The 20,265-nt window shown below is 58.0% G+C and carries 22 protein-coding genes; 8 read left to right on the top strand and 14 right to left on the bottom strand.

The annotated features are described in order from the left end of the window. The first annotated feature begins 43 nt into the window (after window positions 1-43). The 4 genes from QRN46_RS00110 to QRN46_RS00095 all read left to right on the top strand — a co-directional run bounded on the left by QRN46_RS00110 (window position 44) and on the right by QRN46_RS00095 (window position 3,488). Window positions 44-1,855 carry a penicillin-binding protein activator gene (locus QRN46_RS00110; protein ID WP_064599306.1) on the top strand — a complete coding sequence of 604 codons (1,812 nt, stop codon included), beginning with the start codon at window positions 44-46 and terminating at the stop codon, window positions 1,853-1,855. Next, on the top strand, window positions 1,855-2,217 hold the full coding sequence (locus tag QRN46_RS00105) for a YraN family protein (RefSeq protein ID WP_285354155.1): 363 nt from the start codon (window positions 1,855-1,857) through the stop codon (window positions 2,215-2,217). The genes QRN46_RS00110 and QRN46_RS00105 overlap by 1 nt, the downstream gene beginning before the upstream one ends. A gap of 102 nt (window positions 2,218-2,319) precedes the next feature. Continuing rightward, complete coding sequence (locus QRN46_RS00100) at window positions 2,320-2,913, top strand: phosphoheptose isomerase (protein WP_007928463.1); 594 nt, start codon at window positions 2,320-2,322, stop codon at window positions 2,911-2,913. After that, a complete protein-coding gene (locus tag QRN46_RS00095) occupies window positions 2,910-3,488 on the top strand; it encodes a BON domain-containing protein (protein ID WP_011335871.1) in 579 nt (192 codons plus the stop codon). Before QRN46_RS00100 ends, QRN46_RS00095 begins: the two co-directional genes overlap by 4 nt. A gap of 51 nt (window positions 3,489-3,539) precedes the next feature. Here QRN46_RS00095 and QRN46_RS00090 read toward each other — a convergent pair whose 3' ends face one another. The 7 genes from QRN46_RS00090 to rplM all read right to left on the bottom strand — a co-directional run bounded on the left by QRN46_RS00090 (window position 3,540) and on the right by rplM (window position 8,426). Continuing rightward, on the bottom strand, window positions 3,540-3,953 hold the full coding sequence (locus tag QRN46_RS00090; protein ID WP_007956787.1) for a ClpXP protease specificity-enhancing factor: 414 nt from the start codon (window positions 3,951-3,953) through the stop codon (window positions 3,540-3,542). Window positions 3,954-3,969: 16 nt separating this feature from the next. Beyond that, window positions 3,970-4,587, bottom strand: coding sequence for a glutathione S-transferase N-terminal domain-containing protein (locus tag QRN46_RS00085; RefSeq protein WP_011335872.1), 618 nt, complete (start codon window positions 4,585-4,587; stop codon window positions 3,970-3,972). A 148-nt stretch (window positions 4,588-4,735) separates the two neighbouring features. Then, window positions 4,736-5,518, bottom strand: a complete 783-nt coding sequence (locus tag QRN46_RS00080) for a cytochrome c1 (protein ID WP_011335873.1) — start codon at window positions 5,516-5,518, stop codon at window positions 4,736-4,738. Further along, window positions 5,518-6,729: a cytochrome b gene (locus QRN46_RS00075; protein ID WP_007956792.1), complete on the bottom strand. Its 1,212-nt coding sequence runs from the start codon at window positions 6,727-6,729 to the stop codon at window positions 5,518-5,520. Before QRN46_RS00075 ends, QRN46_RS00080 begins: the two co-directional genes overlap by 1 nt. After that, the gene (petA, locus tag QRN46_RS00070) at window positions 6,729-7,322 is read right to left on the bottom strand and encodes a ubiquinol-cytochrome c reductase iron-sulfur subunit (protein ID WP_007917031.1); all 594 of its coding nucleotides are present in this window, start codon (window positions 7,320-7,322) and stop codon (window positions 6,729-6,731) included. Before petA ends, QRN46_RS00075 begins: the two co-directional genes overlap by 1 nt. A 268-nt stretch (window positions 7,323-7,590) precedes the next feature. After that, entirely contained in the window at window positions 7,591-7,983 is a 393-nt protein-coding gene (gene rpsI / locus QRN46_RS00065) for a 30S ribosomal protein S9 (RefSeq protein WP_007956794.1), read from the bottom strand. 14 nt (window positions 7,984-7,997) lie between these two features. Next, window positions 7,998-8,426: a 50S ribosomal protein L13 gene (rplM, locus tag QRN46_RS00060; protein ID WP_003228062.1), complete on the bottom strand. Its 429-nt coding sequence runs from the start codon at window positions 8,424-8,426 to the stop codon at window positions 7,998-8,000. A gap of 244 nt (window positions 8,427-8,670) precedes the next feature. Between rplM and QRN46_RS00055 the strand changes: the two genes are divergently transcribed. After that, window positions 8,671-9,711: an NADP(H)-dependent aldo-keto reductase gene (locus QRN46_RS00055; RefSeq protein WP_011335874.1), complete on the top strand. Its 1,041-nt coding sequence runs from the start codon at window positions 8,671-8,673 to the stop codon at window positions 9,709-9,711. 104 nt (window positions 9,712-9,815) lie between these two features. On the opposite strand, the gene QRN46_RS00050 is transcribed toward QRN46_RS00055, so the two are convergent. Further along, window positions 9,816-10,952 carry an acyl-CoA dehydrogenase family protein gene (locus tag QRN46_RS00050; RefSeq protein ID WP_011335875.1) on the bottom strand — a complete coding sequence of 379 codons (1,137 nt, stop codon included), beginning with the start codon at window positions 10,950-10,952 and terminating at the stop codon, window positions 9,816-9,818. A gap of 246 nt (window positions 10,953-11,198) precedes the next feature. Between QRN46_RS00050 and QRN46_RS00045 the strand changes: the two genes are divergently transcribed. Beyond that, window positions 11,199-12,095: a GlxA family transcriptional regulator gene (locus QRN46_RS00045; protein ID WP_181457869.1), complete on the top strand. Its 897-nt coding sequence runs from the start codon at window positions 11,199-11,201 to the stop codon at window positions 12,093-12,095. A gap of 62 nt (window positions 12,096-12,157) precedes the next feature. On the opposite strand, the gene zapE is transcribed toward QRN46_RS00045, so the two are convergent. The 3 genes from zapE to QRN46_RS00030 all read right to left on the bottom strand — a co-directional run bounded on the left by zapE (window position 12,158) and on the right by QRN46_RS00030 (window position 15,352). After that, on the bottom strand, window positions 12,158-13,252 hold the full coding sequence (gene zapE / locus QRN46_RS00040) for a cell division protein ZapE (protein WP_011335877.1): 1,095 nt from the start codon (window positions 13,250-13,252) through the stop codon (window positions 12,158-12,160). A 90-nt stretch (window positions 13,253-13,342) separates the two neighbouring features. Next, window positions 13,343-14,698 (bottom strand): tryptophan--tRNA ligase, encoded by a 1,356-nt coding sequence (locus QRN46_RS00035; RefSeq protein ID WP_285354154.1) that lies wholly within the window; start codon window positions 14,696-14,698, stop codon window positions 13,343-13,345. A gap of 24 nt (window positions 14,699-14,722) precedes the next feature. Further along, window positions 14,723-15,352: an alpha/beta hydrolase gene (locus tag QRN46_RS00030; protein ID WP_011335879.1), complete on the bottom strand. Its 630-nt coding sequence runs from the start codon at window positions 15,350-15,352 to the stop codon at window positions 14,723-14,725. A 144-nt stretch (window positions 15,353-15,496) separates the two neighbouring features. Between QRN46_RS00030 and QRN46_RS00025 the strand changes: the two genes are divergently transcribed. Then, on the top strand, window positions 15,497-15,931 hold the full coding sequence (locus tag QRN46_RS00025; RefSeq protein ID WP_011335880.1) for a Z-ring associated ZapG family protein: 435 nt from the start codon (window positions 15,497-15,499) through the stop codon (window positions 15,929-15,931). A 114-nt stretch (window positions 15,932-16,045) separates the two neighbouring features. Here the strand turns inward: QRN46_RS00025 and QRN46_RS00020 are convergent, their stop codons facing one another. The 3 genes from QRN46_RS00020 to QRN46_RS00010 form a co-directional block, all read right to left on the bottom strand. Continuing rightward, window positions 16,046-17,041, bottom strand: a complete 996-nt coding sequence (locus QRN46_RS00020) for an acyltransferase family protein (protein WP_285354153.1) — start codon at window positions 17,039-17,041, stop codon at window positions 16,046-16,048. 206 nt (window positions 17,042-17,247) lie between these two features. After that, window positions 17,248-17,970, bottom strand: a complete 723-nt coding sequence (locus QRN46_RS00015; protein WP_221615252.1) for a YiaD family glycine zipper/OmpA-like lipoprotein — start codon at window positions 17,968-17,970, stop codon at window positions 17,248-17,250. A 114-nt stretch (window positions 17,971-18,084) separates the two neighbouring features. Then, window positions 18,085-18,729 carry an MBL fold metallo-hydrolase gene (locus QRN46_RS00010; RefSeq protein WP_221615251.1) on the bottom strand — a complete coding sequence of 215 codons (645 nt, stop codon included), beginning with the start codon at window positions 18,727-18,729 and terminating at the stop codon, window positions 18,085-18,087. 210 nt (window positions 18,730-18,939) lie between these two features. Here QRN46_RS00010 and QRN46_RS00005 point away from each other — a divergent pair. Next, window positions 18,940-20,265 (top strand): M10 family metallopeptidase (locus QRN46_RS00005; protein WP_285354152.1); only part of this gene is annotated, 1,326 nt, incomplete at its 3' end.

Raw genomic sequence — 20,265 nt, 5'->3', positions numbered from 1 at the left:
GTACAATTCGACGCTAATTTGATCGAGTATCAGGAACACTTACATGATCGCTTGCCTGCGGCTGTTCACTGCCCTCTGCCTCGCTGCCTTGCTGGCGGCTTGCGCCAGCTCCCCTTCCTCCAGCCTTGGCGAACTTCCACGGACCCCGGATGCCACCATCGAGCAATTGCTCGAACAGGCTGCCCAGGCCAAATCGCCGGACAAGGCTGCACTGCTGCGCTTGAGTGCGGCAGACATGGCGTACCGCCAAGGCAATGCCGGACAGTCCGCGCAAATCCTGCAGCAAGTGCCGATGGAGCAACTTCAGCCGGGCCAGCAGGCATTCGCCAGCACGCTGTCTGCCGAACTGGCCATGACCCGCAACCAGCCGAAAGCCGCGCTGACTGCCCTGAGCCATCCAAGCCTGCAACGCCTGAGCGAAATGTCGGTACCGCTGCAAGTTCGCGCCGGCACCGTTCACGCCCGCGCCCTTGAAGCCGACGGCCAGACCCTGGCCGCCGCCCGCGAGCGCATCTTCATCGCGCCGATGCTGGAAGGCGAAGCCGCCAGCAAGAACCATGAAGCAATCTGGACCCTGATCGCGTCGCTGCCGGCCGATCAACTGCAAGCGAACACCACCGATGACCTCGGCGGCTGGATGAGCCTGGCCCTGGCCGTGAAAACCGCCGGCACTCTGGAACAGCAGCAAGCCGCCATCGACAACTGGCGCAACCAGCATCCGAAGCATCCAGCCGCAATCAACCTGCCGCTGCCCCTGACCAAACTCAAGGAACTGGCCAGCCAACCCCTGAGCAAGATCGCCCTGCTCCTGCCGCAGGACGGCCAGTTGGCCTCGGTCGGCAAGGCCCTGCGTGACGGCTTCATGGCCGCGCACTATCAGGCCCAGCAAGCCGGCCAGAAACCGCCGGCCATCGAGTTCTATGACAGCTCGAAACTGACCAACCTCGACGAGTTCTACCGCAAGGCCCAGGCCGATGGCGTGCAACTGGTTGTCGGCCCGCTGGAGAAGCCACTGGTCAAACAGCTGAGCACTCGCCCGCAACTGCCGATCACCACCCTCGCTCTGAACTACAGCGAAGGCGATCAAGGCCCGGCGCAGCTGTTCCAGTTCGGTCTGGCCGCTGAAGACGAAGCCCGCGAAGTCTCCCGCCGCGCCCGTGCCGATGGTCTGCACCGCGCCGCCATCATGGTGCCGAAAGGTGAATGGGGCGACCGCGTCCTGCGCGCGTTCAGCCAGGACTGGCAAGCCAACGGCGGCAGCATTGTCGCCACCGAGCGCGTCGATCAGCCGGTGCAACTGGCCCAGCAGATCGCCGACATGTTCCAACTGCGTCAGAGCGAAGCTCGCGCCAAGAGCCTGCAGAATGCTGCCGGCACCAACGTTGCCGCCCAGCCTTCGCGTCGCCAGGACATCGAATTCATCTTCCTCGCCGCCACACCACAACAGGCGCAGCAAATCAAGCCGACCCTGAATTTCCAGTACGCCGGTGACGTGCCGGTCTACGCGACCTCCCACGTGTTCAGCGCCAGCGGCGACGTGAACCAGTACAACGACATGAACGGCGTGCGCTTCTGCGAAACCCCGTGGCTGCTGGAAACCAGCGATCCGCTGCGTCAGCAGGTCACCGCGCAATGGCCACAAGCCGCCGGCAGCCTCGGCCGCCTGTACGCGATGGGCGTCGATGCCTACCGCCTCGCGCCGCGCCTGGATCAGCTCAAGGCACTGCCGGACAGCCGCATTGAAGGTCAGTCGGGCAGCTTGGGCATGACTCAGTCCCAGCGAGTCGTACGTCAGTTGCCATGGGCACAGTTCGTCAGCGGTCAGATCCAGCGCCTGCCGGACACTCCACGCTGATGCCCGACAGGTCACACCTGCAAAGCGGCAAGGATGCCGAGCGCCAGGCGCTCGAGCATCTGCAACACCAGGGTCTGCGCCTGCTGGCGCAGAACTGGTTATGCAAACGCGGTGAGCTTGATCTGGTCATGCTTGATGGCGATACAGTAGTATTCGTCGAAGTCCGTTACCGTAAGAACACTCAATGGGGTGGCGCACTCGACAGCATCGATGGGCGCAAGCGGCAGAAACTGATTTTCGCCGCACAGTATTTTCTTCAGCGCGAATCGCGTTGGGCCAATTCCCCCTGCCGCTTCGACGTGATGGCCATCGACAGTCACCAGGGTCAGCTGAACTGGTTGCAGAATGCGTTCGACAGTTGACCACCTGCCCCGACCCGGACACTTTCACTCAACACTTTTGCTCTTTGCTTTGCGGGCTGCACATTCACGTGCCGGACAGCCGCGCTAATTAAGGTCACACAGATGGACATGCAATCCCGAATTCGCCAGCTTTTCCAGGCCAGCATCGACACCAAGCAACAGGCGATGGACGTACTTGCACCGCACATCGAGCAAGCCAGCCAGGTGATGGTCAACGCCCTGCTCAACGAGGGCAAAATGCTCTCGTGCGGTAACGGCGGCTCGGCCGGCGATGCCCAGCACTTCTCCTCGGAACTGCTCAACCGTTTCGAGCGTGAGCGCCCGAGCCTGCCGGCGATCGCGCTGACCACCGACAGCTCGACCATCACCTCGATCGCCAACGACTACAGCTACAACGAAGTGTTTTCCAAGCAGATTCGCGCACTCGGCCAGCCGGGCGACGTATTGCTGGCGATTTCGACCAGCGGCAACTCGGCGAACATTATTCAGGCGATCCAGGCCGCACATGATCGCGAAATGATTGTCGTAGCATTGACCGGACGCGATGGCGGAGGCATGGCTTCACTGCTGCTGCCCGAAGACGTCGAGATTCGCGTACCGGCCAACGTCACCGCACGTATTCAGGAAGTCCACTTGCTGGCGATCCATTGCCTTTGCGATCTGATCGACAGCCAACTGTTCGGGAGTGAAGAATGACCCCTAATCGCCTTGGCCTTCTGGCCTTGACCCTGTGCCTCGGCATCAGTGGCTGCACCTCGGTGGTGAATGCCAGCCGTGAAGCGCCGATCGAAGACGACCGCGGCACCCGCACTTTCGGCAGCAAGATCGATGACTCGCTGATCGAAACCAAAGTCGGCGTCAACGTAGCCAAGGCCGATCCGGCCCTGGACAACGACTCGCACATCGTCGTGACCAGCTTCAACGGTGTCGTGCTGCTGGCCGGCCAGACCCCGCGCGCAGATCTCAAGGAAAAGGCCGAACAGGCCGCCGCCAACGTTCAGCGCGTGAAAAAGGTCCATAACGAACTGCAAGTGTTGCAGCCCTCCTCCCTGCTTGCTCGCCAGAACGATGCCTGGCTGACCACCAAGATCAAGACCCAGATGCTCACTGACGCCAGCATTCCCGGCTCGCGCATCAAGGTCGTGACCGAGAACGGTATTGTCTATCTGCTGGGCTTGCTGACCAAACAGGAAGCCGCCCAGGCGACCAACCTGGTGCAGGGTGTTTCCGGCGTACAGAAGATTGTGAAGCTGTTCGAATACATCGACTGACCCGCATAACGCAGGCACAAAAAAGGCGATCCAACCGGATCGCCTTTTTTATTACTTCACCACTTTCAGACTTGGCCGACCGCTTGGGCGCGGTGGCTCGCTGTCCGGTGGCGGAACATCGTCATCCTGCTCGATCTCGTCTTCGTCATCCATCGGCGACTCCAGATCGAACACCATGCCCTGACCGTTCTCCCGGGCATAGATCCCCAGAATCGCAGCAATCGGCACGTACAGACTGTGCGGGACGCCACCGAAGCGACCTTCGAAGGTCACAACGTCATTGTCCATGTGCAAGTGCCGCACGGCACTTGGCGAAATGTTCAGGACAATCTGCCCGTCACTGGCAAAGCCCTGTGGCACCTGCACCGCCGGGTACTCGGAATTGACCAGCATGTGCGGGGTGCAATCGTTATCCACAATCCACTCGTAGAGCGCGCGGACCAGATAAGGTCGACTGGAGTTCATAGCGGCTCCTTAAGCCTTAGCGCATGTCACGTTCGACACCAGACAGACTCGCCTGGAATGCCTCACGCGCAAACTGACGCTCCATATAATCAAGCAGCGGCTTGGCCGGCCGCGGCAGTTCTATACCCAGAATCGGCAAACGCCAGAGTATTGGCAATAGGCAGCAATCCACCAGACTTTGTTCCTCGCTGAGGAAAAACGGCTTGTCGGCAAACAGCGGCGACACGCCCGTCAGGCTTTCGCGCAATTCCTTGCGCGCCACGGCACGGGCCGCTTCCTTGGTGCGCGAATCCAGAATCAGATCCACCAGACCACACCAGTCGCGCTGAATACGATGAATCAGCAGACGGCTGTTGGCACGCGCCACCGGGTACACAGGCATCAACGGTGGATGCGGGTAACGCTCATCCAGGTATTCCATCACCACGGTCGACTCCCACAACGCCAGGTCTCGATCGACCAGCGTGGGCAGACTGCCGTAAGGGTTCACTTCAATCAGTTTAGGCGGCTGACGACCAGCCTCCACAAAAATGATTTCGGCGCTGACACCCTTCTCTGCAAGCACGATGCGCACTCGGTGGGAATAGTGGTCGGCGGGGTCGGAGTAACAGGCCAACCGATTGGTCACGCCCATGGCGATCCTCCTCGCTTGTTGAAATAGTCGGAGCCGGAAAAACGCGCGCGCCCAGAGGGCACCTCCCGCAACGACTGGCGAACCAGGCGTTGCGTTTTCAGAGGCGCCCTTGGGCGCGCGCGATTAACAGCAATTGCTTGAAGCGTTATCAGTGCACGTCTTTCCAGTATTCACGCTTGAGCAGGTAGGCGAACACAAAGAAGAACGCCAGGTACAGCAAGACGTAAGTACCGATGCGCTGATGTTGCAGCTTAACCGGGTTAGCCGAGTAAGCCAGGAAGGTTACCAGATTCTTGACCTTCTCATCGAACTGCTCTTCGTTGAGACTTCCGGTTTTCGGCACGATGGTCAACTGATCGCACGCTTCATGAGTCAGAGGCGTACCGGTCAGCGGGTCATATTGCTTCTTGCCGTCCTCGACGATCTGTACCTGTTTGCAACCCACAACCTGGCGACCTTGCAGGCCGACCAGCACGTTGGGCATGCCGACGTTCGGGAAGACCTTGTTGTTCACGCCCCATGGACGCGCAGGATCTTCGTAGAACGACTTGAGGTAACCGTAGAGCCAGTCGGTGCCGCGAACACGAGCCACCAGCGTCAGGTCTGGCGGCGCTGCGCCGAACCAGGTCTTGGCGTCGGCCGGCTGCATGCCGATGTTCATGTGATCGCCGATCTTGGCGCCGGTGAACACCAGTTTTTCCAGCATCAGTTCGTGCGGAACACCGAGGTCATCGGCCACACGCTCGTAACGCTGGAACTTGGCACTGTGGCAGCCCATGCAATAGTTGGCGAAAGTACGCGCGCCATCCTGCAGGGCAGCCTTGTCGGAAACGTCGATGTCGACCTTTTCCAGTTCCGGACCACCGTGTTCGGCCGCGAAAGACAGCACTGGCAGAGCAGCAAAAATCAGAGCAAAAAATAACTTTTTCATCAGCCAGTCACCCTTTCCGGAACCGGTTTGGTCTTCTCGAGCCTGGTGTAGAACGGCATCAGAATGAAATAGGCGAAGTACAGGAAGGTGCAGACCTGCGACAGCAGCGTACGGCCTGGCGTCGGGGCCAGAACGCCCAGAATGCCGAGGATCACGAACGAAATGCAGAACACCACCAGCCAGATCTTGCTCATCCAGCCTTTGTAACGCATCGACTTGACCGGGCTGCGGTCGAGCCACGGCAGGACGAACAGCACCGCAATCGCGGCACCCATGGCGATAACGCCCATGAGCTTGTCAGGGACCGCCCGCAAAATTGCGTAGAACGGTGTGAAGTACCAGACCGGTGCAATGTGCTCTGGGGTCTTGAACGGGTTGGCCTGCTCGAAGTTAGGTTTTTCGAGGAAGTAACCGCCCATTTCCGGGAAGAAGAACACAATGAAGCAGAAGATGAACAGGAACACCACAACGCCGACGATATCTTTCACGGTGTAGTACGGGTGGAAGGCGATGCCGTCCAGCGGGATACCGTTTTCGTCTTTGTGCTTCTTGATGTCCACGCCGTCCGGGTTGTTCGAACCGACTTCGTGCAATGCCAGGATGTGCAGCACCACCAGACCGAGAATCACGATAGGCAGCGCAACCACGTGCAGGGCGAAGAAGCGGTTCAGGGTGATTCCGGAAATCAGGTAGTCACCACGGATCCACTGGGTCAGGTCGTTGCCGATGACCGGAATCGCGCCGAACAGCGAGATGATCACCTGGGCACCCCAGTAGGACATCTGGCCCCACGGCAGCAGGTAACCCATGAAGGCTTCAGCCATCAGCGCCAGGTAGATCAGCATGCCGAAGACCCACACCAGCTCACGCGGCTTCTGGTACGAACCGTAGAGCAGGCCACGGAACATGTGCAGATAGACCACGATGAAGAACGCCGAAGCGCCGGTGGAGTGCAGCAGGCGCAGGATCGAACCGTACTCGACGTCGCGCATGATGTATTCGACGGAAGCGAACGCTTCTTCCGCCGACGGGGTGTAGCTCATGGTCAGCCAGACGCCGGTGACGATCTGGTTGACCAGAACGAGCAGCGCCAGCGAGCCGAAGAAATAGAAGAAGTTGAAGTTTTTTGGCGCGTAATACTTGCTGAGATGGTCTTCCCACATTTTGGTGGCGGGGAAGCGTGCATCAACCCAATCCATGAACTTGCTCATCACGCTTTCTCCGTATCGACGCCAATGACAATCAGGTCATCGGTCTCATAGGAATGCGGGGGTACTGGCAGGTTCAAAGGCGCAGGTTGCGACTTGTAGACGCGGCCAGCCAGATCGTAGTGGGAACCGTGGCAAGGGCAGAAATAACCGCCTACCCAGTCTTTGCCCAGATCCGCGGGTGCCACTTCGGGACGGAAGGTCGGTGAGCAACCCAGGTGAGTGCAGATCCCGATCAGCAGGAGGATTTCCGGCTTGATCGAACGCACTTCAGGGTCGACATAAGTGGGTTGCGTGGAGTTTTTGGAGGTCGGATCGGAGAGTTGGCCTTCGATCTTTTTGAGATTCCCCAGGATTTCCTCGGTACGGCGGACAATGAACACCGGCTGGCCGCGCCATTCAGCAATCATCTGCTGTCCTGGCTCGATTTTGCTGACATTCACTTTCACCGGTGCTCCGGCAGCTTTCGCCTTGGCACTGGGAAACCATGACCCCACGAACGGGACCGCAGCCCCCACCGCTCCTGCAGCACCCACCACGGATGTGGCTGCTACCAAGAAGCGACGCCGGCCTGCATTCACGCCGTCATTGCTCATTCAGTCCTCTCCCATCAGCTTTGTGGCCTGTTAAATCAGGCGTCTACTAAATTGAAACTATGTACTTATAAAAATTTTGCCGAATGGTAATGAAAACCCCCAATTCTGACAAGGTAATTACCCGGAGGGCTGGCCCTCAAGCCTTGTAGTATAGGGGGTCTACGAATGTGGCAAGTTGTCACAGCGCAATTATTCAAGAAATCGCACGCATAAAAAAACGCCCGGTTCCGTGAGGAATCGGGCGTTCTTTTTGAACGTGGAAGCGAAATTAACGCTTCGAGTACTGCGGACGCTTACGCGCTTTACGCAGACCAACTTTCTTACGTTCAACTTCACGGGCGTCGCGGGTAACGAAGCCAGCTTTGCGCAGAGCGCTACGCAGGGTTTCGTCGTAGTCCATCAGAGCGCGAGTGATGCCGTGACGGATTGCGCCAGCCTGACCACTTACACCACCACCGATGACGGTGACGTAGATGTCGAACTTCTCGACAGTCTCAGTCAGTTCCAGCGGCTGACGAACTACCATGCGGGCAGTTTCGCGACCGAAGAACGTGTCCAGGGAGCGGTTGTTGATGGAGATGTTACCAGTACCCGGACGCAGGAAAACGCGTGCGGTTGCGGTCTTGCGACGGCCAGTGCCGTAATTTTGAGTCGCCGACATAATGAACTATTCCGTTAAATCTTCAGTTCTTGGGGCTGCTGAGCAGTATGAGGGTGTGCAGCGCCCGCATAGACTTTCAGCTTACGGTACATGTCGCGACCCAGTGGGTTTTTAGGCAGCATGCCTTTAACCGCGGTCTCGATCACGCGCTCAGGGGCCTTGGCGATCAGCTTTTCAAAGTTGATCGACTTGATGCCGCCCGGGAAACCGGAGTGGGAGTAGTACATTTTGTCAGTGGTTTTAGCGCCGGTAACACGGATCTGCTCAGCGTTGATTACGACGATGTAGTCGCCGGTGTCAACGTGAGGAGTGTACTCAGGCTTGTGCTTGCCACGCAGACGGCTCGCGATTTCGGTGGCCAGACGACCCAGGGTCTGACCAGCAGCGTCGACGACAAACCAGTCGCGCTTTACTGTTTCCGGTTTAGCAGTAAAAGTTTTCATTCTTTATAGCCTCAGGGGCCGCCTGTAAATAAGACGGCGGATCTTACTGAATAGTGCGTACTTTGACAAGTCAAAGGCAGCCGGATACAGACGCTTTCGGGGGCTCGGGTCGGCGCGTCCGTTCAACGGCAAGATTCTTCGGCGGCGGGGCATCACTTCCACTGCAGAAAGAGGTCGGCAATTATGCAGATTGCGAAAAAAATTTCAACCTGCTTTTATGCTTGTTTTGCCCAAGGAGCACCCGATGGACTATCGCCAGCTAGGCCGTACCGACCTGAACGTGAGTGCAATCTGCCTCGGCACCATGACCTGGGGCGAGCAAAACACTGAAGCTGAAGCCTTCGCCCAGATCGAACGGGCAAAAGAGGCCGGGATCAATTTCCTCGACACTGCCGAAATGTACCCGGTGCCGCCAAAAGCCGACACCTACGCCACCACCGAGCGCTACATCGGCAATTACTTCAAGAGCCGTGGCGACCGCGCCGACTGGATTCTCGCCAGCAAGATCGCCGGCCCCGGCAACACCATCGACTACATCCGCGACAAGAACCTGCGCCACAACCGCCAGCACATCACCGAGGCCGTGGACGCCAGCCTCAAGCGCCTGCAGACCGACTACATCGACCTCTACCAGTTGCACTGGCCGGAGCGCAGCACCAACTTTTTCGGACAGCTGGGCTACAAGCACCAGACCGAAGCCAACCTGACGCCGCTCGAAGACACCCTTGAGGCGCTCGATGAGCAAGTGAAGGCCGGCAAGATCCGCCACATCGGTTTGTCCAACGAAACGCCGTGGGGCACCATGCGATTTCTCGCCCTGGCCGAAGCCCGTGGCTGGCCGCGCGCTGTCTCGATCCAGAACCCGTACAACCTGCTCAACCGCAGTTTCGAGATCGGTCTGGCGGAAATCGCCATCCGTGAACAATGCGGCCTGCTCGCCTATTCGCCGCTGGCGTTCGGTTTCCTGTCGGGCAAGTACGAAGGTGGGGCGCGTCCACCGAAAGGCCGCCTGAGCCTCTACAGCCGTTTCAGCCGCTATTTCAACCCGCAATCGGAAGCAGCATGCAGCCGTTACGTGGCGCTGGCCCGTGAACACGGCCTGGATCCGGCACAAATGGCCCTGGCCTTTGTGAATCAGCAACCGTTCGTCACCAGCAACATCATCGGGGCGACGACGCTGGAACAGCTGGACAGCAACATTGCGAGCTACGAGCTGAAACTGTCGAAGGAAGTGCTGGAAGGGATCGAAGCGATTCACAAGGATTATCCGAACCCGGCGCCGTGATCAGCCGCTAAAAGCTTCGCGACCAGGCTCGCTCCCACAGGTACAGCGTGATGATTGTGGGAGCGAGCCTGCTCGCGAAGGGGCCAGTCAACTCACTGCAAAACTCAAAGCGACCGCGCAATGATCTCCTTCATGATTTCATTGGTGCCGGCATAGATGCGCTGCACCCGCGCATCCGCCCAGGCCCGGGCCACCGGGTATTCCCACATGAAACCGTAACCGCCATGCAGTTGCACGCACTCGTCGAGCACCTTGCATTGCAGGTCGGTGCCCCAGTACTTGGCCATCGCCGCCGTCGGCACATCCAGCTTGCCTTGCAGATGCAGCTCAAGGCAGCGGTCGACGAACACCCGGCCGATCTGAATCTCGGTGGCCATTTCCGCCAGTTTGAAGCGGGTATTCTGGAAGTCGGCAATCGACTTGCCGAACGCCTTGCGCTCGCGGGTGTAATCCAGCGTCCATTGCAGCGCCGCCTCGGCTGAAGCCAGACCGCCAATCGCCACAGTCAGACGCTCCTGCGGCAGTTCCTGCATCAGATAGGCAAATCCCGCCCCGGCCTGACCCAAGAGGTTTTCTTTCGGCACGCGCACGTCCTGGAAGAACAATTCCGACGTGTCCTGAGCCTTCATTCCGACCTTATCCAGGCGTTTGCCCTTGTCGAAGCCCGGTGTGTTCGCCTCCACCAGAAACAGGCTGGTACCCTTGGCACCGGCCTTGGGATCGGTCTTGGCCACGACAATCACCAGATCCGCCAGGAAGCCGTTGGTGATAAAGGTTTTCGAACCGTTGATCACATATTCGTCGCCATCCAGTACCGCCGTGGTCTTGACCCCTTGCAGGTCGGAACCGGCGCCGGGCTCGGTCATGGCGATCGCGGTAACCATCTCGCCAGACACCAGTTTCGGCAGGTATTTCTGCTTCAGCGCTTCGCTGCCGTAATGCAGGATGTACGGCGCGACGATGTCCGAATGCAGTGAAAAACCGATACCGGTCAAACCCAGCCGCCCGACTTCTTCGATCACGACCGCGCTGTAAAGAAAGTCCGCCCCCAACCCGCCGTATTCCTCCGGCAGGTTCGAGCAGAGCATCCCCGCCTCCCCTGCCTTGTTCCACAGTTTGCGGTCGATGTAGCCTTGTTTTTCCCATTGCCCATGGAACGGCACGGCCTCTTTTTCGAGGAAGGTTCGTACGCTGTCGCGGAACAATTCGTGCTCGGAGCTGAACAAGGTTCTGGGAATCATGCGGCACCTTTTATTTATTGTTGGAGGGATCAGACCTTCAGAGACTAAGCCTCGCTTCCGATACAGGACACTGGACACATCCGACAAAAAATAAGACGATCCAGCCGTCTGGTGACCACTTTCCCTTATAAAAACAAAAGTTGAATTATGTCCAAGCAAGTCTCCACGCCCTTGCGGCGCGTCAGCATCCTGGCGATCGACCGGGTTTTCGCTTCCACCCTCATGCAAGCCAAGGATTTCTTCCATCTGGCCAGCCTGCGTTACGGCAAACAACTGGGCCACGGCCTGACTCCGGCGTTCGAAACCCGCCTGGTCAGCCCCGACGGCAAACCGGTCAACAGCTTCAGTGACGTGGTCATGCCGGTGGACGGCGGCCTGGAAAACGCCGACGTCATCATCCTCCCGGCGTTCTGGGACGATTTCGATACGCTGTGCCACCGTTACCCACAGATCCTGCCGTGGCTGCGCGAACAGCATGCCCGGGGCGCGGTGCTCTGCGGCGAGGCCACCGGGGTGTTCTGGCTGGCCGAGGCCGGGTTGCTCAACGGCAAGGAAGCGACCACCTACTGGCGTTTCTTCAACGCCTTCGCCGAGCGTTTCCCGCAGGTCTATCTCAATCAGGACAAGCACCTGACCGACGCCGACAACCTGTACTGCGCCGGCGGTACGACCTCAGCCTGCGATCTCTACATTTATCTGATCGAGCGCTTCTGCGGCGCCAATGTGGCTCAGGCTGTGGCCCGCGACATTCTCTATGAAGTCCAACGCAGCTATGCACCGGGTCGCATTGGTTTCGGTGGCCAGAAACTGCATCAGGACGTGATCATCCTGCAGATCCAGCACTGGCTCGAAGAGCATTTCGCCGACAAGTTCCGCTTCGAAGACGTGGCCCGCGAGCACGGCATGAGCATCCGTAACTTCATGCGCCGCTTCCAGACCGCCACCGGTGACAAGCCACTGCACTACCTGCAACGGCTGCGCATCGAGACTGCCAAGGGCTTGCTCTCCGGCAGTCGCAAGAGCATCAAGACCATCAGCTACGAAGTCGGCTACGACGATGCGAGTTTCTTCGCACGGCTGTTCCGCCAGCACACCGAACTGTCGCCGAACCAGTACCGGCAGCAGTTCCAGCAAGCTGCCTGACGATTCGACCAGACACAAAAAAGGGCCTGCATCTGCAGGCCCTTTTTGTTTGCCGAATCCGCTTAAGGCTTGTGCGCCCGGGACAGGAATTCGTGCGATTGCATCTCCAGCAGACGGCTGAGGGTACGCTGGAACTCGAACGTCAGACGCCCGCCGGTGTACAGGTCTTTCAACTCGACTTCGGCAGAAATGATCAGTTTGACGTTACGGTCGTAGAACTCGTCGACCATGTTGATGAAGCGGCGGGCGATGTCGTCGGTGGTGACGCTCATCTGCTCCACGCCACTGAGCAGCACGGCGTGGAAGATCTTGCCCAGTTCGATGTAGTCGTTCTGGCTGCGCGGGCCGTCGCACAGTTCGCGGAAATCGAACCAGGCCACGTCATCGCAAGTACGCAGGGCACGGATTTCGCGGTTCTCGATGATCAGCACATCGTTTTCCACCGCCGCCGTGCACTCAGGCGTCAGCGCGCGGAAGCTCTTGCGCAGGCTTTCGTGGGCGGCTTCGTCCAGCGGATAGTGGAACAGCTCCGCTTGTTCGAGGTGGCGCAGACGGTAGTCGACGCCGCTGTCGACGTTGACGATCTCGGTGTTCTGCTTGATCAGCGCGATGGCCGGCAGGAAGCGCGCGCGTTGCAGGCCGTCCTTGTACAGGCCGTCCGGCACGATGTTCGAAGTGGCGACCAGGGTCACGCCGTTCTTGAACAGCTCTTCCATCAGCGTGCCGAGGATCATGGCGTCGGTGATGTCGGAGACGAAGAATTCATCGAAGCAGATGACCCGCGATTCAGTCGCAAAACGCTTGGCGATGATGGTCAGCGGGTTTTTCTCGCCGCCGAGGGTTTTCATCTCTTCGTGTACACGCTTCATGAAGCGGTGGAAGTGAGTGCGGGTCTTTTCCTTGAATGGCAGCGCTTCGAAGAAGGTGTCCACCAGGTAAGTCTTGCCGCGACCCACGCCGCCCCAGAAGTACAGGCCCTTGACCGGCGTCTGATCCTTTTTGCCAAACAGCTTGCCCAGCAAACCCGGCTTGTTCTGCTCGGCCGCGATCAGATCGTCATACAGGCGTTGCAGATGACGCACGGCAGTTTCCTGCGCCGCATCATGGAAGAAATCCGGGCGTTTCAGATCAGCTTGATATCGTTCTAGGGGCGTCATAATTCGTTAGCAAGGCAACAAAAACGGGCCGTCACTGTAGCGATGGCCCGTGGGAATGGCAATCGGCCCTTGGTCGGGCCGGCCCGTTGATTATTCCTGAATCGGTGTCAGAGCGATCCGCAAGGCCTCGATGGCCGCGTCTCGCGCAGCAGCGTCGGCGAACGCCGGGCTGTCGCCGACGCACTCGCCTTCCAGCCAGACGCTGAAGCTCAGGTCTTCGCTGCGTACATCCAGCGCCTGACCCGATTGCAGTTGTTTGGTCACCTGACCGGCGGTTTTACCGTCGGCAAAGTTGCGCGACAGCAGCAGTTGCTCGCCGTCAGCCGCCAGCAGACGGAAACGGAAGCTGCCGTCGTCTTCACGGAAGCTGACGAAACGTGCGGCTTTCGCAGCTTTCTTCTTGGTGGTCGCAGCCACCTGAACCTGACTGACGAAGGAGCGCAGGCCGACCGCTTCGCGCAACTCGTTGAGGAACGGCGTCGCCACCGCACGAGCCTTCTTGGCGCCGTGTTGCAGGATGTCTTCCAGATCTGCCGGACGCTCGATCAACTGGTGATAACGCTCGCGGGATTCGCCCAGCTCGTTGTCGAGCAACTGGAACAGACGGTTCTTCGCCTCGCCCCAACCCAGACCGCCCAGCAGCTCGCTGCGGAACTCATCAGCCTGCGCCGGTGTGGCGAACGCCTGGAACAGGGTGAACAGGTGCGAGTTGTCCGGATCTTTCGCTTCGCCTGGCGCACGGGAGTCGGTAACGATCCGTGAAATCGCGTCCTTCATGTCCTTGGCGCTGGTGAACAGCGGGATGGTGTTGTCGTAGCTCTTGGACATCTTGCGACCGTCCAGGCCCGGCAACGTGGCCACGCTTTCCTCGATCAGCGCTTCGGGCATGGTGAAGAACTCCTTGCCCTGGCCGAACAGGTGGTTGAAGCGCTGGCCGATATCACGGGCCATTTCCACGTGCTGGATCTGATCGCGACCGACCGGCACCTTGTGCGCGTTGAACATCAGAATGTCCGCCGCCATCAGTACCGGATAGCTGTACAAACCCATCGTGATGCCGGCATCCGGGTCTTCGCCGGTCTCGACATTCTTGTCCACCGAAGCCTTGTAAGCATGGGCGCGGTTGAGCAGGCCTTTGGCGGCAACGCAGGTCAGCAGCCAGGTCAGCTCGGGGATTTCCGGAATGTCGGACTGACGGTAGAAGGTCACGCGATCCACATCCAGGCCACCGGCCAGCCAGGTCGCGGCGATTTCCAGACGCGAGCGCTGGATGCGCAGCGGGTCATCGCACTTGATCAGGGCGTGATAGTCGGCCAGGAAGTAGAACGAGTCGGCATTGCTGTCGCGGCTGGCGAGAATCGCCGGGCGAATGGCACCGGCGTAGTTGCCCAGGTGCGGGGTGCCGGTGGTGGTGATGCCGGTGAGGATGCGGGTACGGTTCGTCATGGGTAATCGCTTGTCAGACTGCAATCAATTCGAGAGACGCGGCAGGATCAGATCCTTGAGATCGGTCAGCTTGCCATGAAAAAAGTGTCCGCATTCTGCCACTTTCAGTAGCTCATGGGGGCGCGGGAGTTTTTCAGACCAGTCGTAGACCAGCGGCGGATCGATCACTTCGTCTGTTTCCGGCTGGATCACGGTCAACTCGCCCTGCTGCGGCAGTTGATCCTGCTCGCCCAGGCGCATCACCGCCGGCGCGACCATGAACAGGTGCTTGAGCTGAATGCCTTGGGCTTCGAGACGACCGCCGAGACTTGCTGCAACAAATCCGCCGAAAGAGAAGCCGAACAGGGTCAACGGCAGCTCCGGATGCTTTTCCAGCAACCAGGCGGCAGCGGCCTGGGCGTCGTCGACCTCACCAGTGCCCATGTCATGGGAACCTTCGCTGGCACCGACGCCGCGATAGTTGAAGCGCAAGGTGATAAGACCCGCGTCGCGCGCGGTGCGCTGCAGGGTCGAGACGACCTTGTTGAGCATGGTGCCGCCCTGCACCGGGTTCGGGTGGCAGATCAGCGCGATGCCGCGTGGCTGCTCATTGTCCAGATACAAAGACTCAAGTTGCCCCACCGGGCCATCAATCACTACAGGGGTTTCACGCATCAGCAAGGAAGGAACTCCGTGACCTCGGATCGGGTCGACTCGTCTAGCAAATTGTCTGTGCCAGTCTATTGCGAGTGAATCGCGGTATACAGCGCAGGTTCGAGCCGTTAACGTAAAGCAAAGCCGTTTATAGAGGAAGGACTCGTGGAACACTCGCTCTTAGTTTGGTTGTTACCGACTCTTGCCCTGGTTGTGGGTGTCGCCATTGGTTTCCTGATCGCTCGCGTTGCGCCGAACGCCGCGCCCAGCCGCACGCAGCGTCAACTGGATGATATTCAGGAACGTTTCGACAGTTATCAGAACGAAGTGGTGACCCACTTCAACAGCACCGCCAATCTGGTCAAGAAACTGACCCAGAGCTATCAGGAAGTGCAGGATCACCTCGCCGACGGCGCCAACCGCCTGGCCCTGGACGAGCAGACCCGTCAACGCTTGCTCGCCTCGCTGCACTCTGAAGCAGCACAGGCCCCACGGGAACGCCTGACACCACCACGGGATCAGGAACCTCCGCGTGACTACGCGCCGAAGACCCCGAACTCGCCGGGCATGCTTGATGAGCATTACGGCCTGAAGAAGTAATTGTTTTTCAAATACCGCCCCACCTGTTGAAGGTCGGGCGGTTTTTTTGCCTAGAATAAGCCTGCAGCTCAGATCCCTCTCACCACCGACAATTCAACTGAACACCAGGTTAAGTTAGTGATTGCTGGTGCTCGGTTTGGGGAAGCCAAGGCTTGGACGAATTTTCAATCGGAGCGCCGGCCTTTCGACAAAACGCCACGAGCACCAGGCAATCGGTAGCGTGACCAGCACTCCACACACGAACAGCCACAAAGGTGTCAGTCTGAAATCAGTCTTGGTAGAAAGGGCAACCATTACCTGGGCCAAAGGCCATCCGTAAACGTAAATGCCATAAGAAATGTCGTCCTTCAAGTTGACAAGCGGCGGCATTGAAAGAGAAATACCCACAATAAAAACTGGAAAAGCAGCCAGATAAGCAATTCTCACAACATCCGCTCCTGTCAGCTCAGGCCCCCATAAAAAATCAATACGGGAATTGATCAGATCGAGGATATTTCCAGCTGTCGATTCATGAACAGCGAAAAGCAATAGACAAAATACTGGAGCAGCACACTTTTTAAGATTGGTGAAATCGTTTGCTACTCGAAGGAATATCCCCGCTGAAAACATCATCATCAGCGGTGCAATCACACCGTAAAAATTGCTGGTATTTCCCGTATTTGCGAGATAAACGATCCACAAAACGACAAACAATGTAGGCATGGCATTACGCCCGAGCACCCCCATCACTCCAATCAGAGCCACGCTGGCGTAACAGACAACCTCCCATGTCAATGTCCAGACCGGACCATTGGCTACATACTGTATGGGATTACTTTTAAAGCTATCAAATACCGGATATATCGCCCTCGTAAATACGAGGGCCACTATCAACCCCGGAAGGATACGCAGCGCTCGGTTCCAGAAAAAAGCAAAAAGCTTTGGAGATCTCAGAAAACTTTCAGTGATCAGATAACCACTGATTACGAAAAAACCATGAACTGCAACATTTCCCAGAGGCCTTCCGAATATTTCTGGCTCCCGCATACCCAAAAGAGCAAAAGAATGTGAGTAGACGACCAACAGAGCAAAAATCAGTCGCAAGAGATTGAAGTTATTGTTGTGATTCATTTGAGCGTCTCAATTTGAATTCCCTTCAGACAGCTCAAATCCTGCAAAGACATCAACAATCAGAAGTCCCACTTCAAACAGAATTTTTGCCTGAATGCAGGAAGCCCGAGTGCTGAAACAAACTCGGGCATCCCAATCCAATATCCGAATCACATGCCAAAGAATTCGCAGGCGATCAGATATCAATAGTGTCTATCTTCTGATGATCAGTACTGCTGCACAGGCTGCCCACCCTGTTGATACTGCTGGCCCGGGATTGCCTTGAGGTTGACCTCGACGCGACGGTTCTGCGCCCGGCCGTTGACGTCACCGTTGCTGGCGATCGGGTTATCCGGGCCGGCACCGCGGGCGCTCAGGTTGGCACCGCTTACACCCTGCGAAGTCAGGTAGGTCGCCACGCTCTGCGCACGACGCTGGGACAGGTCCATGTTGTGCTGGCGGCTGCCGGTGCTGTCGGTGTAGCCGACGATTTCGATCTGGTTCTGGTTGAACTCTTTGAGCGAGTTGGCCAGATTGTTCAGCGGCTGATAGAAGCTGGAAGCGATGTTCGCCGAATCGGTGGCGAAGGTGATGTTGCCCGGCATGATCAGCTTGATCTGGTCGCCCTGACGCTGCACTTCAACCCCGGTGTTGGCCATGCTGGCGCGCAGTTTTTTCTCCTGCTGGTCAGCGTAGTAGCCGTAACCGGCGGCCGAGGCACCGACGACGGCTGCACCGATCAGCGCACCCTTGCCGCGGTTGTTGTGGTCGATGGCGGCACCGGCCAGCGCGCCGGCCAGTGCACCGAGGCCACCGTACTTGGCGGTTTTGCTCATGCCCTGAGAGCCTCCGTCGGCCTGACCCTGATTGTCATACGGGTTGGGCGAGGCGCAGCCGGACAAGACGGCCACGGCAGTAGCGACAATAATCAAACGACGCGTGGTGAACATGGAGTGCTCCTACATTTTGCATTCTGTGATGCCGCGGCCATTGGCAATTGGCCCGTGCGGGCGTTGGATCATGACAATGCACAAAAATTCCGCTGGGCACCCGTGACAAAATGTTTAGGCACGCACAAACGGGTTCTCGCGCATTTCATCCCCCAGACGCGTATCCGGACCATGCCCGGCCACAACGGTCGCGTCTTCATCCAGGGTGTACAGCCGCTGCTTGATCGATCGCACGATGGTCGCCTGATCGCCGCCCCACAAATCCGTGCGCCCTACTCCGCGACGAAACAGCGTGTCGCCGGCTATCAACAGCTTAGCCTCGGAAAACCAGAAGCTCATGGAACCTGGTGTATGCCCCGGCGTGTGCAACGCCACGCCACAGCCACAGGCCAGCTCTTCATCGTCGCTCAACCAGCGATCCGGTGACGGCACCGGGGTATAAGGCACACCAAACATCTGGCATTGCATCTCGAGGTTGTCCCACAGGAACTGATCCTCTTTATGCAGGTGCAACGTGGCGCCGGTCTTCTCTTTCATCTGGCCGGAAGCCAGGAAGTGATCGAGGTGCGCGTGGGTGTGAATGATGCTGACCACTTTCAGACCGAGCGCATCGAGGCGAGCCATGATCAGGTCAGAATTGCCGCCCGGATCGACAACGATGGCTTTTTTGGTAATCGGATCGCCGATGATCGTGCAGTTGCACTGCAGAGGACCGACAGGGAAGGTTTCGCGGATGAGCGTTGGAGCGGTGACGGTCATAAGAGATGAGGTTCCTGGACAAACGGCACTGAAACAGCCTCAGGATTCTACTGTAATCGCCGATACATTCCGCCAAGTCAGCAATTTGACGCCATTGATCCGAAAAATAGTGGCACAGTGATGTCAAACTCACTGTGACTCGTGCAAAATCGCTTCTTTTTTTGTAGCGGCCGCATCCAGGAAGGGCCGCAGAGCACTCAGGAAATCCGCATGCCCAGCCCGATTGGTTACTCGTACAGCTCGTCAGTAAAATTGACCGGCAACTTTCTGATTGACAGCCTGCTCTTTGGTAGCAAGTGGATGTACATGCCCATTAACGGGAATGGCATCACGAGTCTGACCTATAGCTTTATCACGCCAGGCCAGTCGGTGTTCAACAGCATTTACAGCAGCAACAACGAGAACCGAAATGCGTTCGCGCTGACTGACGCTCAGAAAATAGCGGTTCAATCCGCGCTCGCTGGCTGGAGCTCGGTTGCCAATGTGAAATTCAGTTTCGTCAATGAAACAACGACCAATGTCGGTGATCTGCGTTTCGGTGGTTATTCGAATATGCCTTCGGGCACTGTCGCCTGGGCCTACCTTCCAGACGATTCGCCCCGCGCAGGCGACGTCTGGATCGGCCCGGAAACCGACAGCCCTGATCCAGTAAAAGGCTCTTACGACTACCTCACCTTCGCACATGAAATCGGTCACGCCCTGGGCCTGAAACACCCGTTCAGCTTCGGCATCTCAAATTTCAATACGCTTCCGTCAATCCTCGATGACGTTCGCTACACGATCATGAGCTATAACGATGCGTATAGCTTTCAACCCACGACGCCGATGCTGCTGGATATTGCGGCGATTCAACAAATCTACGGCGCCAACACGCAATGGCAGACGGGCAACACGACCTACAGCTGGGCTGCCGACCAGTCGGTTTTCGAAACAATCTGGGATGCGGGCGGCAATGACACCATCGATGGCAGCAACCAGGCAAACGCAGTCCGGATCAACCTCAATGAAGGACAGTTCAGCCAGATCGGTAAATCCTTCCTCGACCTGACAACCATGACGCAATTCAATCAGGGTCTGGCAATCGCTTTTGGTGCCAGGATTGAAAATGCGATCGGCTCCAACTTCAGTGACACTCTGATCGGTAACGATCTGGACAACGTTCTGGATGGCAAAGGTGGTGCGGACGTCATGGAGGGAGGGGCCGGCAACGACACCTATCTGGTGGAAAACGCCGGCGATGTGGTCATCGAACGCGGGATAGCCCTGACCGAAGTCGATACTGTCCTTTCCTGGATCAATTACGCTCTGGGCGCCAACCTGGAGAATCTCACGTTGCTTGGCAGCGAGAGTATCAACGGATTCGGCAACGCCTTGAACAACGTTCTGATCGGCAACTCCGGCAACAACTCGCTGGATGGCAGCACTGGCGCCGACATCATGAATGGTGGCGCCGGCAACGATACCTATGTGGTCGATAACGCCGGCGACCGCGTCATCGAACTCGGCACCTCGGCCACGGAGATCGATACCGTCCTG

Source organism: Pseudomonas sp. lyk4-R2A-10 (genome assembly GCF_030209075.1).
GTDB lineage: Bacteria > Pseudomonadota > Gammaproteobacteria > Pseudomonadales > Pseudomonadaceae > Aquipseudomonas > Aquipseudomonas glycinae.
Note: the sequence above shows the minus strand (reverse complement) of the source record. Positions and strands in the feature narration are given on the sequence as shown.

What these genes read in the sequence shown, in the direction of transcription:
- rplM (WP_003228062.1), bottom strand. Translation starts at nt 8,426, where the DNA reads ATGAAAACTTTTACTGCTAAACCGGAAACAGTAAAGCGCGACTGGTTT.
- QRN46_RS00075 (WP_007956792.1), bottom strand. Translation starts at nt 6,729, where the DNA reads ATGAGCAAGTTCATGGATTGGGTTGATGCACGCTTCCCCGCCACCAAA.
- QRN46_RS00080 (WP_011335873.1), bottom strand. Translation starts at nt 5,518, where the DNA reads ATGAAAAAGTTATTTTTTGCTCTGATTTTTGCTGCTCTGCCAGTGCTG.
- QRN46_RS00015 (WP_221615252.1), bottom strand. Translation starts at nt 17,970, where the DNA reads ATGTTCACCACGCGTCGTTTGATTATTGTCGCTACTGCCGTGGCCGTC.
- petA (WP_007917031.1), bottom strand. Translation starts at nt 7,322, where the DNA reads ATGAGCAATGACGGCGTGAATGCAGGCCGGCGTCGCTTCTTGGTAGCA.
- QRN46_RS00110 (WP_064599306.1), top strand. Translation starts at nt 44, where the DNA reads ATGATCGCTTGCCTGCGGCTGTTCACTGCCCTCTGCCTCGCTGCCTTG.
- zapE (WP_011335877.1), bottom strand. Translation starts at nt 13,252, where the DNA reads ATGACGCCCCTAGAACGATATCAAGCTGATCTGAAACGCCCGGATTTC.
- QRN46_RS00100 (WP_007928463.1), top strand. Translation starts at nt 2,320, where the DNA reads ATGGACATGCAATCCCGAATTCGCCAGCTTTTCCAGGCCAGCATCGAC.
- QRN46_RS00010 (WP_221615251.1), bottom strand. Translation starts at nt 18,729, where the DNA reads ATGACCGTCACCGCTCCAACGCTCATCCGCGAAACCTTCCCTGTCGGT.
- rpsI (WP_007956794.1), bottom strand. Translation starts at nt 7,983, where the DNA reads ATGTCGGCGACTCAAAATTACGGCACTGGCCGTCGCAAGACCGCAACC.
- QRN46_RS00095 (WP_011335871.1), top strand. Translation starts at nt 2,910, where the DNA reads ATGACCCCTAATCGCCTTGGCCTTCTGGCCTTGACCCTGTGCCTCGGC.
- QRN46_RS00090 (WP_007956787.1), bottom strand. Translation starts at nt 3,953, where the DNA reads ATGAACTCCAGTCGACCTTATCTGGTCCGCGCGCTCTACGAGTGGATT.
- QRN46_RS00035 (WP_285354154.1), bottom strand. Translation starts at nt 14,698, where the DNA reads ATGACGAACCGTACCCGCATCCTCACCGGCATCACCACCACCGGCACC.
- QRN46_RS00050 (WP_011335875.1), bottom strand. Translation starts at nt 10,952, where the DNA reads ATGATTCCCAGAACCTTGTTCAGCTCCGAGCACGAATTGTTCCGCGAC.
- QRN46_RS00105 (WP_285354155.1), top strand. Translation starts at nt 1,855, where the DNA reads ATGCCCGACAGGTCACACCTGCAAAGCGGCAAGGATGCCGAGCGCCAG.
- QRN46_RS00020 (WP_285354153.1), bottom strand. Translation starts at nt 17,041, where the DNA reads ATGAATCACAACAATAACTTCAATCTCTTGCGACTGATTTTTGCTCTG.
- QRN46_RS00085 (WP_011335872.1), bottom strand. Translation starts at nt 4,587, where the DNA reads ATGGGCGTGACCAATCGGTTGGCCTGTTACTCCGACCCCGCCGACCAC.
- QRN46_RS00030 (WP_011335879.1), bottom strand. Translation starts at nt 15,352, where the DNA reads ATGCGTGAAACCCCTGTAGTGATTGATGGCCCGGTGGGGCAACTTGAG.
- QRN46_RS00055 (WP_011335874.1), top strand. Translation starts at nt 8,671, where the DNA reads ATGGACTATCGCCAGCTAGGCCGTACCGACCTGAACGTGAGTGCAATC.